Origin of the sequence: Fischerella sp. JS2 (assembly GCF_032393985.1) — a bacterium.
Classification (GTDB): domain Bacteria; phylum Cyanobacteriota; class Cyanobacteriia; order Cyanobacteriales; family Nostocaceae; genus Fischerella.
This window is the reverse complement of record NZ_CP135918.1, coordinates 2,298,455-2,312,819: the sequence shown is the minus strand read 5'-3', so window position 1 is coordinate 2,312,819 and position 14,365 is coordinate 2,298,455. Positions and strand designations below refer to the sequence as shown.

General features: G+C 40.8%; 10 protein-coding genes. 2 read left to right on the top strand and 8 right to left on the bottom strand.

From position 1 onward, the window contains the following. Positions 1 to 402 precede the first annotated feature (402 nt). On the top strand, positions 403 to 1,437 hold the full coding sequence (locus RS893_RS09535; RefSeq protein WP_315790958.1) for a sucrase ferredoxin: 1,035 nt from the start codon (positions 403 to 405) through the stop codon (positions 1,435 to 1,437). Between the two features lie 194 nt (positions 1,438 to 1,631). Here the strand turns inward: RS893_RS09535 and RS893_RS09530 are convergent, their stop codons facing one another. The 5 genes from RS893_RS09530 to RS893_RS09510 form a co-directional block, all read right to left on the bottom strand. Further along, positions 1,632 to 2,507: an oxidoreductase gene (locus RS893_RS09530; RefSeq protein ID WP_315790957.1), complete on the bottom strand. Its 876-nt coding sequence runs from the start codon at positions 2,505 to 2,507 to the stop codon at positions 1,632 to 1,634. A gap of 45 nt (positions 2,508 to 2,552) precedes the next feature. After that, a complete protein-coding gene (locus RS893_RS09525) occupies positions 2,553 to 2,777 on the bottom strand; it encodes an MbtH family protein (RefSeq protein ID WP_315790956.1) in 225 nt (74 codons plus the stop codon). A 163-nt stretch (positions 2,778 to 2,940) separates the two neighbouring features. Beyond that, complete coding sequence (locus tag RS893_RS09520; protein WP_315790955.1) at positions 2,941 to 4,317, bottom strand: MATE family efflux transporter; 1,377 nt, start codon at positions 4,315 to 4,317, stop codon at positions 2,941 to 2,943. 9 nt (positions 4,318 to 4,326) lie between these two features. Continuing rightward, complete coding sequence (locus RS893_RS09515) at positions 4,327 to 5,328, bottom strand: sucrase ferredoxin (RefSeq protein ID WP_315790954.1); 1,002 nt, start codon at positions 5,326 to 5,328, stop codon at positions 4,327 to 4,329. A 196-nt stretch (positions 5,329 to 5,524) separates the two neighbouring features. Next, positions 5,525 to 6,415 (bottom strand): SDR family oxidoreductase, encoded by an 891-nt coding sequence (locus RS893_RS09510; RefSeq protein ID WP_315790953.1) that lies wholly within the window; start codon positions 6,413 to 6,415, stop codon positions 5,525 to 5,527. A gap of 144 nt (positions 6,416 to 6,559) precedes the next feature. Here RS893_RS09510 and RS893_RS09505 point away from each other — a divergent pair. Next, positions 6,560 to 7,251 (top strand): IS1 family transposase gene (locus RS893_RS09505; RefSeq protein ID WP_315784082.1). Its coding sequence is split into 2 segments (ribosomal slippage): positions 6,560 to 6,884 and positions 6,884 to 7,251, totalling 693 coding nucleotides; the frame shifts between segments, so codons are not numbered across the junction. A 148-nt stretch (positions 7,252 to 7,399) separates the two neighbouring features. Here RS893_RS09505 and RS893_RS09500 read toward each other — a convergent pair. From RS893_RS09500 to RS893_RS09490, 3 genes are all read right to left on the bottom strand, one after another. Further along, a complete protein-coding gene (locus tag RS893_RS09500; RefSeq protein WP_315790952.1) occupies positions 7,400 to 8,779 on the bottom strand; it encodes a cytochrome P450 in 1,380 nt (459 codons plus the stop codon). A 338-nt stretch (positions 8,780 to 9,117) separates the two neighbouring features. Continuing rightward, positions 9,118 to 13,227, bottom strand: a complete 4,110-nt coding sequence (locus RS893_RS09495) for an amino acid adenylation domain-containing protein (protein ID WP_315790951.1) — start codon at positions 13,225 to 13,227, stop codon at positions 9,118 to 9,120. A gap of 248 nt (positions 13,228 to 13,475) precedes the next feature. Continuing rightward, complete coding sequence (locus RS893_RS09490) at positions 13,476 to 14,243, bottom strand: class I SAM-dependent methyltransferase (protein WP_315790950.1); 768 nt, start codon at positions 14,241 to 14,243, stop codon at positions 13,476 to 13,478. Between the last annotated feature and the right edge of the window lie 122 nt (positions 14,244 to 14,365).

Below are 14,365 nucleotides of genomic sequence, written 5' to 3'. Positions count from 1 at the left end.
GTGATCTCTGCGATTTCTGTGGTTCAAAAGTAATTTATCTAACCGCACTAGGCACAGAGAACACAAAGTTAAAAGAGTAAAAAGGCATTTTTGACCAACATTTTTATACACCTTGAAACGGTTAATGATATGACTAAAATAATTGACATATGAGATAGTTTATTATACTCTGATTAATGCTAATAAATCTCAATAAATTCTTATCTTACTAAAAACAACTTATCAATTTATCGAAAAGAACTTTAACAGGGAATAGGCAGCGGAAAATCCCCTAAATTATCTCATTCTCCGTTCCCTGTTTCAAGCTTTAAACCCACAGCTAAAGTTTCTTTCTGTTCACAGTTCCCTATCCCGCAGGTGTTTGTATTATTAATTACTCAACTGCTTGTTGACAGGTAAATTATGACAATTGACCAAACCCTTAGCAATTGCCGTTTCTGCTCCGTGATTTCCCAGACTAACGGTGAAGATCCCATAGGTTCTGCGGGGACATTTGAACACTATCTAATTCTAGAGACAGCACAACCCTGGTCAGCAAAAATATGGCTACAACCTGAACCAATATCCCAAGAAGTTCTCGATGCTTTGCATATTGTTTGGGAACGTGGCCGACCGCTTACCATTGCTCCAGACCGTGAGTACTCTCATCCTAGTTACACGCGTGTACTGTACTATCGCCGACCAGCAAAGCTATTTGCAGAGTTTGAGAAGCACGAGTTTATCGTACCCCATTCTTTGTTTAGCTCATTAATATTGGCTTTACTGAAACACCCAGACAGACTGCCATCTTTTGAAGAGTATCGGCAACATACTAACCACATCCGGGAATTATTGATTTGTACCCATGCGAATATTGATGTTGCTTGTGCCAGATTTGGCTATCCCATTTATCAAAAGCTACGTTCCGAGTATGCCAACGCTTCTGGTGGAAAACTGCGTGTCTGGCGATGCAGCCATTTTGGAGGTCATCAGTTTGCTCCCACCCTCATAGACATGCCACAAGGAACCTACTGGGGTCATTTGCAGCTAGAAATATTGGATACCCTTGTGCAGCGCAATGGTTCCCTCACAAAACTATACCCTTTTTACCGGGGTTGGGGTGGCTTATCCCAGTTTGAGCAAATTGCAGAGCGGGAGATATGGATGCAAGAAGGTTGGGACTGGATTAATTACCATAAAATGGGGCAAGTATTGGCAATGGATGAAGTTAATCAGGAATGGGCTAAAGTTCGTATTGATTTCACAACCAATGATAGAACTACAAGCAGCGCCTATGAAGCAATGATAGAACTAAGCGGTCATGTTATGACCGCTTTTGATTCAGGAGATAACGAACCGTTAGAGAAAGTCAAGCAGTATCGTGTTAGTCGCTTAGTAAAAGTAGCAGCGATCAATGATTCTCCTGCCGAAACGCTACGTCAACGAGGATTAAATTAACAGCAAACTCACGATCCATCTGTGTGTATTGGTGTGCATCTGTGTTCGTTCCATAAAACATAATCTTTATGATCACGAAAATCCATCAGTCTACATCGGTGTTCATCCGTGTTCATCGGTGTTCGTTCCATAAAACATCATCTTCATGCTCACGAAAATCCATCAATGTGCAACCGTGTTCTTTCGATAGGATTTTACTTTACCGAGGATGTCAAAGCTTCTTCAAACGCAGTATTGACAGCAACTTCCCTCCAAGCATCTAGTTCTGCTTTGATAAACTCCAGTGCGCCATCAATAAGATCGACTGCATCTGCTCCCAATGCCAATCTTATTGGTGGATTATCGCTATCAACTACTTGAATCATTGCCAGTGCTGCTTTCTTCGGATCACCAAGTTTATCGCGATCGGCATTCTGCAACTGCTGACGTATATCACCAATTGATGCCTTATAGTCCTCAATGTGAGTGTCAGTTACGACAATAGAACGCGTGATAAAATCTGTACGGAATGCACCAGGTTCAACTATTGTGACTTTGATACCGAAGGGTGCAACTTCATTAGCTAATGCTCCAGAAATTCCTTCTAGTGCAAGTTTGCTACTAGAGTAAAATCCATTGGTAGCACTAGCTGCAAAACAAAGCATTGATGAAATATTGAGGATGTGTCCACTGCGTTGCTGTCGCATCTGAGGTAGTACAGCTCGGAGCGTTTCTAAAACACCAAAAAAGTTTGCTTCAAACAGATGGCGAACCGCCTCATCGCTAACTTCTTCTATTGTCCCCACAGTTGAAGATCCAGCATTGTTGACGAGTACATCAATGCGTCCAAAATTAGCAATTGCTTGTGTTACGGCTTCTCGCACCTGTTCGGGTTTCGTTACATCAAGTCGCACTGCTAATGCACAACCTGGATACTTTGCTGCTAAATCTTCTACCTGTTGTGGGTTCCGTGCTGTGAGTACCACTCTTTCACCTTGATCAAGCAATGTTTCTGCTAACGCTCGACCCAAACCCCTTGAGCTACCAGTGATAAACCATACCCGTGCCTGAGAAACAGACGAGGCTACCATGAGTAAATCTCCATTTCTAAGAAGCTTCTTGAAATTGACCAAGTACTAAATGTTACGTCCGTTTTCCGCCATCTTTTGCCGGAGACTGAGCGGTCTCATGTCAGTCCAGACTTCTTTGATGTAATCCAGACATTCTTGTTTGGAACCACTTTTACCAACATTTGTCCAACCAAGGGGATTGTCGCGATCACTTGGCCAAATGGAATACTGTTCTTCGTGATTGACAACAACTTTATAAATTGTCGTGTCTTCTTTGTCGTCTTGGTACATAATTTTTCTCCTGTTATCGCTAAAGTGCAATTACAAATCCTAAGACCTGTACAAGCTTTCACGCTTCTACTGGTTCCAAGTATCCCTTACCTTCTAAAGTCGCTAGGTCAATATCTGCAATGCATCGAACTTTGACGTAGTTCAAACTCTTGCCATTCAAAAGTTATAAACTTAATTTTTCGTTTGTTATTTGACTGAAACTTCTAAATTCTAAACATATCAATATCAAAGCAATTATTCCAACTAAAAACTCTGTCAAGAATATGCCATAGTATATACCAATTAAACCTAATATTTTTGACAGAATGAGTACAAATGGCAAAAATAAAAGTAGACTCCTTAATAAAATTACTGTGACGACAATCTTACCTTTACCTATAGATTGAAAGAGAGTGTTACCAAAAATTGCTAAAGGCCAAATTGGTATTAATAGGCTGAGAATTCTAAAATTGAATATATCATTTTTTGTAAAAATCACATCTGGCAAAAGTAACCCTAGAAATGTTTTTGGTGATAATTGTAAAGGCAGCCAAATTAATATTAATAAAATAACACCCATTGCAGCAAAAGTTAAGTATGCTTTCTTGAGGCGATGATAATTTTTAGCTCCATAATTTATACCAATTATCGGTTGCAAGGCTTGTGCAATTCCGTACAAGGGAATGAGGAAAAATGAAGTTAATCTGACTGTGGCTCCGAAAAAGGCAATATCGTTATTTGTTCCGTAATGAGAAATTGATTGATAAACCACAAAATTTTGAATAAACCCCATGATTGGAAAAAGTAGCGATGATATTCCTACGGAAAATATTGCAGGTAGTAAATCTATTGCTATAGCTAACTTTTTGAGATTAATCGGGGTAGAACTTTTACCAGAAAGAAAATAAGTGAAGTTGAAAATACTATAAAAAACCATCGCCATAACTGTAGCGATCGCGATTCCTTCAATACCCCAATGAAAGACAGTAATAAATATAGAATTTAAGCTGATGTTAATCAGGACAAAAATCAACTCAAATCCAGTCGCTAGTCTAATTTTGCCTTCTGCTTTAATAATCTCGCTAGAAGATAACGCTAGGATATAAAAGATTGAACCTAGTATATAAATTTTAAAATATTCTGTGCCAGCAGCAGCAACTTCACCACTTCCTCCCATGAATACAATAAATTCTTTACCAAAGCTATACCCAATAATTGTAATCAAAAAGGAGATAATAATACCCATTAGCGTCAAGTTGCCAAACAATTTGGATTGAGTTTTGATATCTCCAGCACCAATAGCTCGACTGAGAACAGAAGCAGACCCTACTCCAATTAAAAGAGCAAATCCATCTACTATACCTGTGAGCGGTAGTGCTAGTGAAATACCTGCCAGGGCATTTGTACCAATAAATTGACCTGCAAATAAAGCATCAAAAAAAGTGTTTAAGCTCAGCATCAATATTCCCAGAACACTAGGAATCGATAACTTGAACATCAGCTTAAATATATTGCCTTGGAGGATTTCGTTTGTGACTTGAGATTGTTTTTGTAGAGTCATTTTTGCTGTTTACTCAACCTTGACTAAACCGCTAACACGATATTGCTTCACTGCTTCTAACTGCATCTGTTTGGCTGAGTTGAATGCACTCATGACCTCACCACAAGCTTCTACTCTGGCTTCATAAGCACCTGATACACTACCATCAGGAGCAGCGTAATCAATACGTACTTCTGCCCAATCAGCATCTCCTGTCGCCAGCACTTTGCCAGCTTTCAAGTAATCCAGCCAAGTCCAACCTAACTGCATCCAAATTTCGCGTTCAGCTATTTGCCCAAGTTTGGTTAAACCTGTCCATCCTCGGTAATACTGACGTAAATTTGCAACTGAATCATTTCGCTTTACTAGTAAATCCAGGACTTCTGGTTCTAAATGTCCCCATACATGCCCTTGGGGTAAATCAACTAGGGTAGGGGCAAACTGATGACCACCAAAGTGATTCGTTTGCCATACCCTTAACTTTCCATTGGAAGCAGGTGCATATTCCTGGCGTAATCGACGATATATGGGAGTCCCAAATCTTCCGCAAGCAAGGTCTACTTGAGCATGGGTGCAAACCATAAGTTCGCGAATGTGACCAGTTTGTTGCTGATACTGGTGAAACTTTGATACATCGTTGGGTTGTTGTATTAACTGCTTGAGGATCGCCGTTACTAAATTAGTTGCTTCCTCTTGTGGGACAACAAACTCTTGCTTCTCAAACTGAGAAAACATTTCAGCAGGGCGGTAGTAGTACAACACGCGGGTGAAGCCAGGATGAGAGTACTCGCGTTCGCAAGCAATCAACATTGGTTTGACCTGAACCCCATGTTTGACTATTAACTCTTGGAACAAAACTACTAAGGGTTGTATTCTTGGGTCTTCCTGAAAAAGGTTTTGTGACCAAGGTTGGGGAAATTCCATAATTAGCCAATGGTCGCAAGTAGTTGCTGTACCAATTGGGTCTTCTCCATTAGCTTTAGAAATTTGTGAGCAAAAACGACAGTCTGTGGTGAGGAGTTGAGTTTGCATGTTTATTATGGTTGCACGAAGTAGGGATGAGGAATGAACCGCCATGACGCCAAGAAAGTTTTCTAGTAGGGAGAGTAATTGGAGAAGGTAGGAGGCAATAAATACAAAACGAAGTAACTCTGATTTACATTCTGCGTTCCTTTGCGTCAACCTCTGCGAACCTTTGCGTTTAAAAATAAACGCTCCCTAAATGCCGTTAATCCAATCCCAATGCTTTTCGCAGATTATCAAAATAAAAGGTATCGTAAAAATATTGATAAGGTAGTAATCTTTTATACGATGCTTTTAGTTTGAGTTGCCAAGGAGATTCTGCGACGAAATATTGTCTTTTCGGTTTGGGAGTTTCTAGGGCTTCTAAAATGACATCTGTCACTTTTTCAACTGATAAACCTGTGTTGCGATTTCCCTCTACTGCTCGTTGCATATATATTCTGTAATTTTTACCATATATAGCTTTAGCTTCGGGTGACATATTTGTTAATGTTTTCTGATAGCCTGCCTCTACTTTGTCAGCCTGTTCTGGGGTGACTATTGCCCCTGGTAAGATAGAAAGAACCTCAACGCCGCTAGAACGTAATTCCATTCGCAATGAATCTGTGATAGCTTCCAGTGCAAATTTGGAAGCAGATAAGAGTCCTCTATAGGGTAGAGCCAATCTGCCGCAAATCGCACTGATGTTGATGATTCGGCCTTTGGCTTTGCGGATCATGGGCAAGAATGCTTGTGTGACTGCGATTTGACCGATAACATTGACTTCAAATTGCCATCTTGCGTCATCTATTGCTACACATTCTAATGGCCCATCTACTGCTGCAACTGCGTTATTAATTAGTCCGATGAGTCCTTCGTCGCCAACCGCCAGTGAGACAAATTGTGAAGCGGATTTAATTTGATCTGCTTTTGTGATATCCATGATGATTGGTGTTAAATCACCAGATGCAGCTTGTTTTAGCGATTCAGCATCTTTTTCTGTACGAACTCCAGCGAAGACGCGGTAGCCTTGTTCACTAAGCTTGAGTGCGGTTGCTCGACCGAGACCTGTGGATGTTCCTGTAATTACTACAGCGCCTTTTTTACTTTGAACCATATTCGTTACCTTGATGATGAATGGATATTTAACTTGGAAAGGACAAATTTAGAAATATGACATTTGGGATATCGAATCCGTTGGCATCGGAATAATATATTTTTGGCGTTGCATAATAGCGGTATGAATTGAGGTCAATTAATCATGGAATGTCCACGCTGTGGATCTTGTCATAACCGTAAGAATGGAAAGAAAAGAGGTAAACAGAATCACATTTGCTGTGATTGTGGTCGTCAATTCATTGATGTCTATAAACCACCCAGGGGCTACTCGGATGAAATCAAACAAGAATGCCTAAAAATGTACGTCAATGGTATGGGATTTCGTGGAATTGAAAGGGTGAAAAACGTTCATCATACTACCATTATTCATTGGGTTAAACGAGTGGGTACACAATTGGCGGATACACCAAATTCAAAGGAAATTCCGCAGGTGGGAGAACTAGATGAATTAGAAACATTTATTGGTTCAAAAAAAATAAAATCTGGTTGTGGACGGCGGTAAATCACTTTACTCAAGGTATTCTTGCTTGGGTTTTAGGTGATCGTAGTTCGACTACTTTCCAACAGTTATGGAACATTGTCCAGTGTTGGCAGAGTTATTTTTACGTCACAGATGGATACCCTGTTTACCCTTGTTTTGTTCCTGATGGTGACCAAATTGTGAGTAAGACCTACATGACACGAGTCGAAAATGAAAACACAAGGCTTAGACATTATTTGGCTCGTCTTCATCGTAAAACTTTATGTTATTCCAAAACCGAGGAAATGCTGAGATACTCTGTTCGATTGTTATTGCACTACCTCAAATATCGTTCTGTTCCCTTACCTGCCTAAAACATACCTTTATTCAGCAACGCCATATTTTTTAACGCAGAGTAACGCAAAGGTAAGTGCGGAGGAGCGCAAAGTTTTTGGACTCAGATGTTGAGTAATTCCGACGTAAGCGAAAACTATGTCAACTGAATAAAAACCAACTCTAGAGCTACACTGAACCAACAACAAATGGTTTTGATTGTCCTTGGTGTTGACGCCGACCATGCACGACCATCTTGACTCCACTAGCAGGGTAACAAATCAAATTTCCATACTTGGGTCGTTCTGGTTGTTTACTCACCAGTGCTAATTGATAGCGTGAAAGAATCGTTGCCAAGACAAGTTTCATTTCAAATAGGGCAAAAGTTGCTCCGATACAAACACGGGAACCGCCGCCAAAGGGAAGAAATTCGTAGGGAGAGAATTGTTGGTTTAGAAAACGCTCTGGTTGAAATTGCTTAGGGCATGGGTATAATTTTTCTTGTTGATGGGTTAAATAAATATTGCCAATTAGCACTGTACCTGGACTCAACTCATAGCCCATCACCTCAACTGGTGACTCTACCAATCTTGGAAATGTAAATAATTGAGTCGGGTAAATTCTTAAAGCTTCGTAGCAGACAGCATTGAGGTAGGGTAGCTCAATAATGCTCATGGGATCTTTTGATTCACCAAGGCTATCGAGTTCCCGCAGTAGTTGATCGCAAACTTGGGGCAGTCGATGAATCCAGTATAATGACCAAGCGATCGCAGTAGCAGAAGCATCCTGAGCAGCAAATACGGGCGACAGTAGCAAGTCGCGTACTTCTTCATCGCTCATGGCTGCGCCTGTTTCATCACGGGCAAATATGAGATCACTGAGAATGCTTGTGCGTGAAGGATCTGCTTGCTGACGACGCTTTTTAACTTCTGCATCCAGTAAATCAAAAAGTTCTTGCCGCAGGTGCAGCATGTATCCCCTTGGACTCCACTGACCTAAATCCCGTCGCCCCAAGGGAAGTTTTGTGAAAAACTCATATAAAGGAGATTGGGGATATCTGACTATAGAAATAAATAAATTTTTTATCTTATTGTAAAGCTCTCCCTCCTCTAAACCTAAAACAACTTCTATGGCTACCCGCAGAGTAATATCTTCTATGGTACGGTAGGCAACAAACGGTTTCGCGATCGCCTGCTGATTCATGATTTTGTCTGTCAGTTCACAGATACGTCGCCCGTAGGCTTGCATCCTAGCACCGTGAAAAGCAGGCATTAAGAGTTTGCGCCGATGTTTGTGGCGCAAGCCATCCAATTGAAGTATTCCTTGCTGACCTGTCATTAAAGCAAAATCTTGATTCAACACACCCCTAGCTGCGATCTCTTTGGTGTTAGTGAAAATCTGCTTTATTCCTAAAGAATTACTGACATAGACTACTGGTGTAGAATCAGACATGATCGTGACAATATCACCATAGCGTCTGTAAATATCATCCATATAGCCAAAGGGGTTAGCCTCGAATTGCAGATTCAGCAGCCAACTGGGGGTTTTTGGTCCTGGGGGCAGTTTCATCGGTGTAGTTTGAAAATGGGTGTGGGGGTGGTTTGGGTGTAGGGGTGTAGGAGGAGTTAAATTTTCATGCTCTCGTTGTGGGCGAGCCTCCTTACGGAGGAGCTACGCTAACGCCCATAGACATATAGCTTGAAAAAAAATTGGAGATCAACCTAACAACAAACTCATAATCTATCAGTGTTCATCGCCTTGCACGGTGTTCGTTGAATTCATCTCCTCATTGTGGGCGCGATCGCCCGTAGGCATCTGTCTTGAAAATGGGTGTGAGGGTGTAGGGGTGTAGGAGGAGTCATATTTTCATATTTGGTTGTCTACAAACCTTCATGAACGTCTTATTGTTAATGAGTAATATTAGACAAAGCATGATCAATGCAAATTCTTAACTGTTTGGCTAATTCCTGAATATGAGGTTCAACGAACATCGAGAAATGATCCCCTGGAACTTCAATCACCTGTATAGGTTGGCGAGAATATTTACCCCAACCTAGCCAAGGATCATTAGTATTAAATTCTGCACTTTCAAAGTCATGCACAATTTCCTCGTTAGCTCGAAATAAAGTCAACGAGTGAGGATAAACCTGCGGAACATAATCTCGCATGGCTTGAACATGAGATTTGAAAAGCTTGTAATAGCCAAGGAAATCCTTAATCTCTGTGTCGCTAAAAATGAAGTTTGCTTTTTTATTTACTAAATGAAGTTGCTCATTCAGTGGTAAACCTCGAAGTTCCTCAAAAGCAACTGAAAAGTCTATATTATTGTTTGTTTTGATCGATTCAGCCATGCGGAGTAAGAATTTTGCATCGTCATCCTCCCCAGGTTTCACCGCAGTTTTTGGTAATATAGCGTCGATTACAACTAGCAAACCTACTGTTTGACCCTGCCTTTGCAATTGTTGTGCCATTTCAAAGGCAAGCACACCACCGTAACAAAAGCCTCCTAAAAGATAAGGGCCATGGGGTTGTACCTGACGAATTTCTCCGAGGTAGCGAGTTGCTGTCTCCTCTACTGAAATAATTTCAGGTTCGTCTTGGTCAGGGTTATCTTCCAAGGCATAAAATGGATAGTCCTCACCAAGTCTTCTGGACAAATTAAAGTAGTTACGAATACCTCCACCAGCGCCATGCATACAGAAGAAAGGAATCTTGTCACCAGAAGACTGGATTGCTACTAAGTGAGAACCGGAGTTCTCATAGAATGGCTGATTAACAATTACAGCTAGTTTTTCAATTGTGGGATTTTCAAAAAGAGTAGACAGGGGAAGATTGTGACCAAATTGATCATAAATTTGAGCCATTAGTCGCACAGCTAAAAATGAGTGACCACCCAAATCAAAGAAGTTATCTGTGGCTCCAATCGGACTAGTATTCAGGAGATTTTCCCAAATTTTCACCAAAGTCAATTCCGTAAAATTCCGAGGAGCAACAAAGGATGCGATCGCCTGAGGTCGGATAACATCGTCTGTAGGAAGGGCTAGCTTGTCTACTTTGCCATTCGGTGTTAACGGTATTGCATCCAAAATGACAAAGGCAGACGGAATCATATAATTGGGCAACTTTTCTTGTAAATAGTTGCTCAGTTGTGGTATGTCAATATCTTGCTTGGTAACTACATAAGCTATGAAACGCTGATCTTTTGGATTATGATCCTGGGCGATGACAACAGACTCCCGCACAGATGGATGTTTGGCGATCGCTGCTTCAATTTCTCCTAATTCAACCCGGAAACCTCGAATTTTTACCTGGCGATCGCGACGACCAAAATACTCAAGATTGCCATCGTTGAGATAACGTACCAAGTCCCCAGTTTTATAAAGTTTGGTTCCTGGGACAAAGGGGTTATCAATAAATCTTTCTTGAGTTAACTCCGGACAATGCAGATAGCCTTTTGCCAATCCATCACCACCAATATAGAGTTCACCCACAACTCCTACAGGAGTTGGTTGCAAACGGCTACTCAACACATAGACGAGAGTATTGTCAATGGGACGACCGATGGGAATCGTGGTTAGTTGATCTGGTAACAAACTCAGATCACAGTAAGTGACGTTGGCAGAAACTTCCGATGAGCCGTAAAGGTTGATCAGTTTTGCTTCAGGCAGCAATTCTCGGAAAGTTTCGGCTAAGTTAACAGACAACGCCTCTCCACTTGTGATCCAGAGTTTGAGATGCGATAAATTCTTAGTGAGATGGCTGTAAGTATCTAATAGTAAGCGTAGCAGTGAAGGGACAAGTACAATACGCGTAACTTTATGGTATGCCAGAGTTTCTATAAACAGTTGTGGGTCTTTGACAATTGCATCCGGGATAATTACAGTCGGAATTCCCCGGAGTAAGGGAGCAAAAATCTCCCACACTGAGTCTACAAAGCTTATAGCTGTTTTCTGACAACAAACCTCCTCTTGTGTAAAAGGATAGGTTTTCCATAACCAGTACAAGCCATTCACTGTACCGCGATGAGTTCCCAGCACACCTTTAGGAGTTCCAGTAGAGCCAGAAGTGTAGATAATATAGGCGAGATGATCACCTGAAGAAATGCTAACTGGGTTCTCCTGACTCTCTTGGTTAATAATTTCCCATTCATTGTCTAGGTAGATGAGCCTCACCTGTTCTTGGTCAAAAGTCATTTGTCTAAAGCCATTAGCCAATGACGAATGACTAATTACCAATGACGCTTGAGAATCAGAGAGCATAAAGCTCAAACGCTCGATAGGATAACTTGGATCAAGGGGAATGTATGCACCGCCAGCTTTGAGGATAGCTAAAATTCCCACAACCATTTCTAGGTCATCTAGACAAATGGCAACGAGCGTTTCTTTTGTGACACCTTGTTTGCGTAAATAATGAGCAAGCTGATTGACCTGCTGATTGAGTTGCTCATAGGTAAGCTGTTCTGACTGATTAATTATGGCTAAGGCATTAGGCGATCGCTCAACTTGCTGCTCAAACAATTCATGGAGAGACCTATCTCGGGGATAATCTGCACTAGTTTGATTCCACTCAAATAAAAGTTGCTCTCGCTCTTTGGCAGTCAGTAGTGATAATTGTGAAATGCGCTGCTGTTGGTCGGCAACAATACTTTCTAATAAAGCTTGAAAATGGTTGATGAATCGAGTTATCGTTGCTGAATCAAATAGGTCTGTATTGTACTCCAAAAATCCCGTCAATACCTCTTGAGATTCGGACATCGACAGAAAAATATCCAACTGTGCTGTACCGCTATCGAACTCCAAACTACGCAAGGTTAACCCAGAAACTTCCTGGATCGACATTGGCGTATTTTGCAGGACAAACATGACTTCATACAGTGGATTCCGGCTTAAATCTCGCTCCGGTTGCAATTCCTCTACCAACTTCTCGAAAGGTAAATCTTGATGTGTATAAGCATTGAGAGTCACCTCACGCACGCGATGGAGAAATTCGCGGAAGCTGGGATCGCCACTGAGATTATTACGCAACACCAACGTATTAACAAACAAACCCAACATCCCTTCTAGTTCCGCTCGGTTTCGGTTGGCAATGGGAGAACCAACTAAAATGTCCTCTTGGTCTGTGTAATGGTAGAGCAGTGTATTAAATGCTGCCAGCAGAGTCATGAATAAAGTCACATCTTCTTGCTGGCTCAATTGATTCAGTGCATCTGTCAGGGTTTTGGATAACGTAAAGTACTGCTTAGCACCAGTAAAAGTACTAACAGCAGGACGTGGACGATCTGTAGGTAACTGTAGTACGGGTAATTCACCACTCAGTTGTTGCTTCCAGTAATTGAGTTGAGTTTGAAGCAACTCACCTTGTAAGCGATCGCGTTGCCAAACAGCGAAGTCTGCATACTGGATGGGGAGTTCGCTTAAGGGTGAAGGCTGGCTTGTAGAGAAAGCTACATAAAGAGTTGCCAATTCTTGCATAAACACACCAACAGACCATCCATCCGTAATAATGTGATGCATAGTCAAAAGGAAAACGTGTTCTTCTTCACCCAAACGCAATAAAGTTGCTCTGACAAGAGGCCCCTTAGCTAAATTAAAAGGTTTTTTTGCTTCCTGTGCTGCAAATTTTTTAATCTCTCCTTCCCAATTTTCACCAGACAAATGCTCCAGGTTGATGATGGGTAACTCCCAAATTAATTCCGATGCAATTTGCTGAACAGGCTGTTCATTTACAAGCACAAAATTTGTACGCCAAACTTCATGACGCCTGAGAATTTCATTCAGACTTTGCTGGAGTGCCGTAATATTAAGTAGTCCTTTTAAATGAAATGCACTAGGAATATTATAGAAAGAACTTCCGTGATAAAGCTGGTCAATAAACCATAGCCTTTGTTGGCAGAAAGACAAAGGAATGTTATTAGAATTGTTACGTTTAGGGATAGTATCAGCCCGAAATTTGCCTCCCTTCCATTTTTCCAGAAGAGCTTTTTTGGCAGGTGATAAATTAGAAGATTTTTTATTCATGTTAATAGTTAGTATTTATTAATAGCTATTTTGAATTTATTCGATACATTACAAAATAGATAAAAAATGAACACCGATGCACACAGATGAACACAGATAGATATTCAAAGGGAACATTAGCGATATCAATTAATGACTATTAACCTCAACTAGTCCAAATAATCACTACCGAACTGACGCAAAATACCTCCCTAACTCTTATCCTCTGTGTCCTCTGTGCCTCTGCGGTTTTATTCTTTCATGACTCGTTATTGCGTCAAAGAATTTTTCTGACAAACAAAACAAGCCATTCCAGCTTCCTCACTACCCCCAAAATCTTTAATATTGTAGTGAGCTAACTCTGTAAATCCCACCTTTTCTAAAGCAGATTGAACTTCCGCTAAAAAGTAATCCTTCCTTAACCAAGTCGTATCAGAACGCTTCCAAATACCTTCTACCAACTCAAAACCTGTAACCTTTATTTCCCACATCCTTTCTGCCGGTTTATAATCAAATAATTCAATAAAAGCACATTCATCATTAACATAGACATGATTGAAACTTTTTTCTTGAGCAATCTCATGCAACCAATCTGTTATTGGTATCGTGAATACAAATAAACCATCATCTCGCAGCGCAGCATAGACATTTTGAAAAACAGTTGTCAATTCTTCAATACTTAAAATGAAGAGTAAAACATCTTTGGAAAAAACCGCATCGAAGGTTTGTGGTAACTTAAAATCACGTATATCACCAAGGATAAATTCACTCTCAGGAGCGTTTGTTCGAGCATAACGCAACAGCGCCTCAGAAGCATCAATTCCAGTCATTTCATATCCCCTGATCTGAAGCTGATGTACTAACTGAGCGCTACCACAACCAAGATCGAGAATACGCCCTCCCTCAGGAATATGTGGTAAAAGTATTTGCTCTAAAGCAGGAATAATAGCTTCTACGACAACTTCATCTGGACTCTTAAATTCATTTTGCAACCGGGCAATAGAATCATAATTTGGAGGATTTGTAACCAAAAGCATAAACTGAATCTCCTATTTCTCACTACAAAAATAAAAATTCATCAAAATACTCCGCGTTCCTCTGCGCTTACTCCGCGCCCCTCTGCGTTTAAAAAAAAATACATTTTACACAACCCTTTACC

What these genes read in the sequence shown, in the direction of transcription:
- RS893_RS09535 (WP_315790958.1), top strand. Translation starts at nt 403, where the DNA reads ATGACAATTGACCAAACCCTTAGCAATTGCCGTTTCTGCTCCGTGATT.
- RS893_RS09530 (WP_315790957.1), bottom strand. Translation starts at nt 2,507, where the DNA reads ATGGTAGCCTCGTCTGTTTCTCAGGCACGGGTATGGTTTATCACTGGT.
- RS893_RS09525 (WP_315790956.1), bottom strand. Translation starts at nt 2,777, where the DNA reads ATGTACCAAGACGACAAAGAAGACACGACAATTTATAAAGTTGTTGTC.
- RS893_RS09520 (WP_315790955.1), bottom strand. Translation starts at nt 4,317, where the DNA reads ATGACTCTACAAAAACAATCTCAAGTCACAAACGAAATCCTCCAAGGC.
- RS893_RS09515 (WP_315790954.1), bottom strand. Translation starts at nt 5,328, where the DNA reads ATGCAAACTCAACTCCTCACCACAGACTGTCGTTTTTGCTCACAAATT.
- RS893_RS09510 (WP_315790953.1), bottom strand. Translation starts at nt 6,415, where the DNA reads ATGGTTCAAAGTAAAAAAGGCGCTGTAGTAATTACAGGAACATCCACA.
- RS893_RS09500 (WP_315790952.1), bottom strand. Translation starts at nt 8,779, where the DNA reads ATGAAACTGCCCCCAGGACCAAAAACCCCCAGTTGGCTGCTGAATCTG.
- RS893_RS09495 (WP_315790951.1), bottom strand. Translation starts at nt 13,227, where the DNA reads ATGAATAAAAAATCTTCTAATTTATCACCTGCCAAAAAAGCTCTTCTG.
- RS893_RS09490 (WP_315790950.1), bottom strand. Translation starts at nt 14,243, where the DNA reads ATGCTTTTGGTTACAAATCCTCCAAATTATGATTCTATTGCCCGGTTG.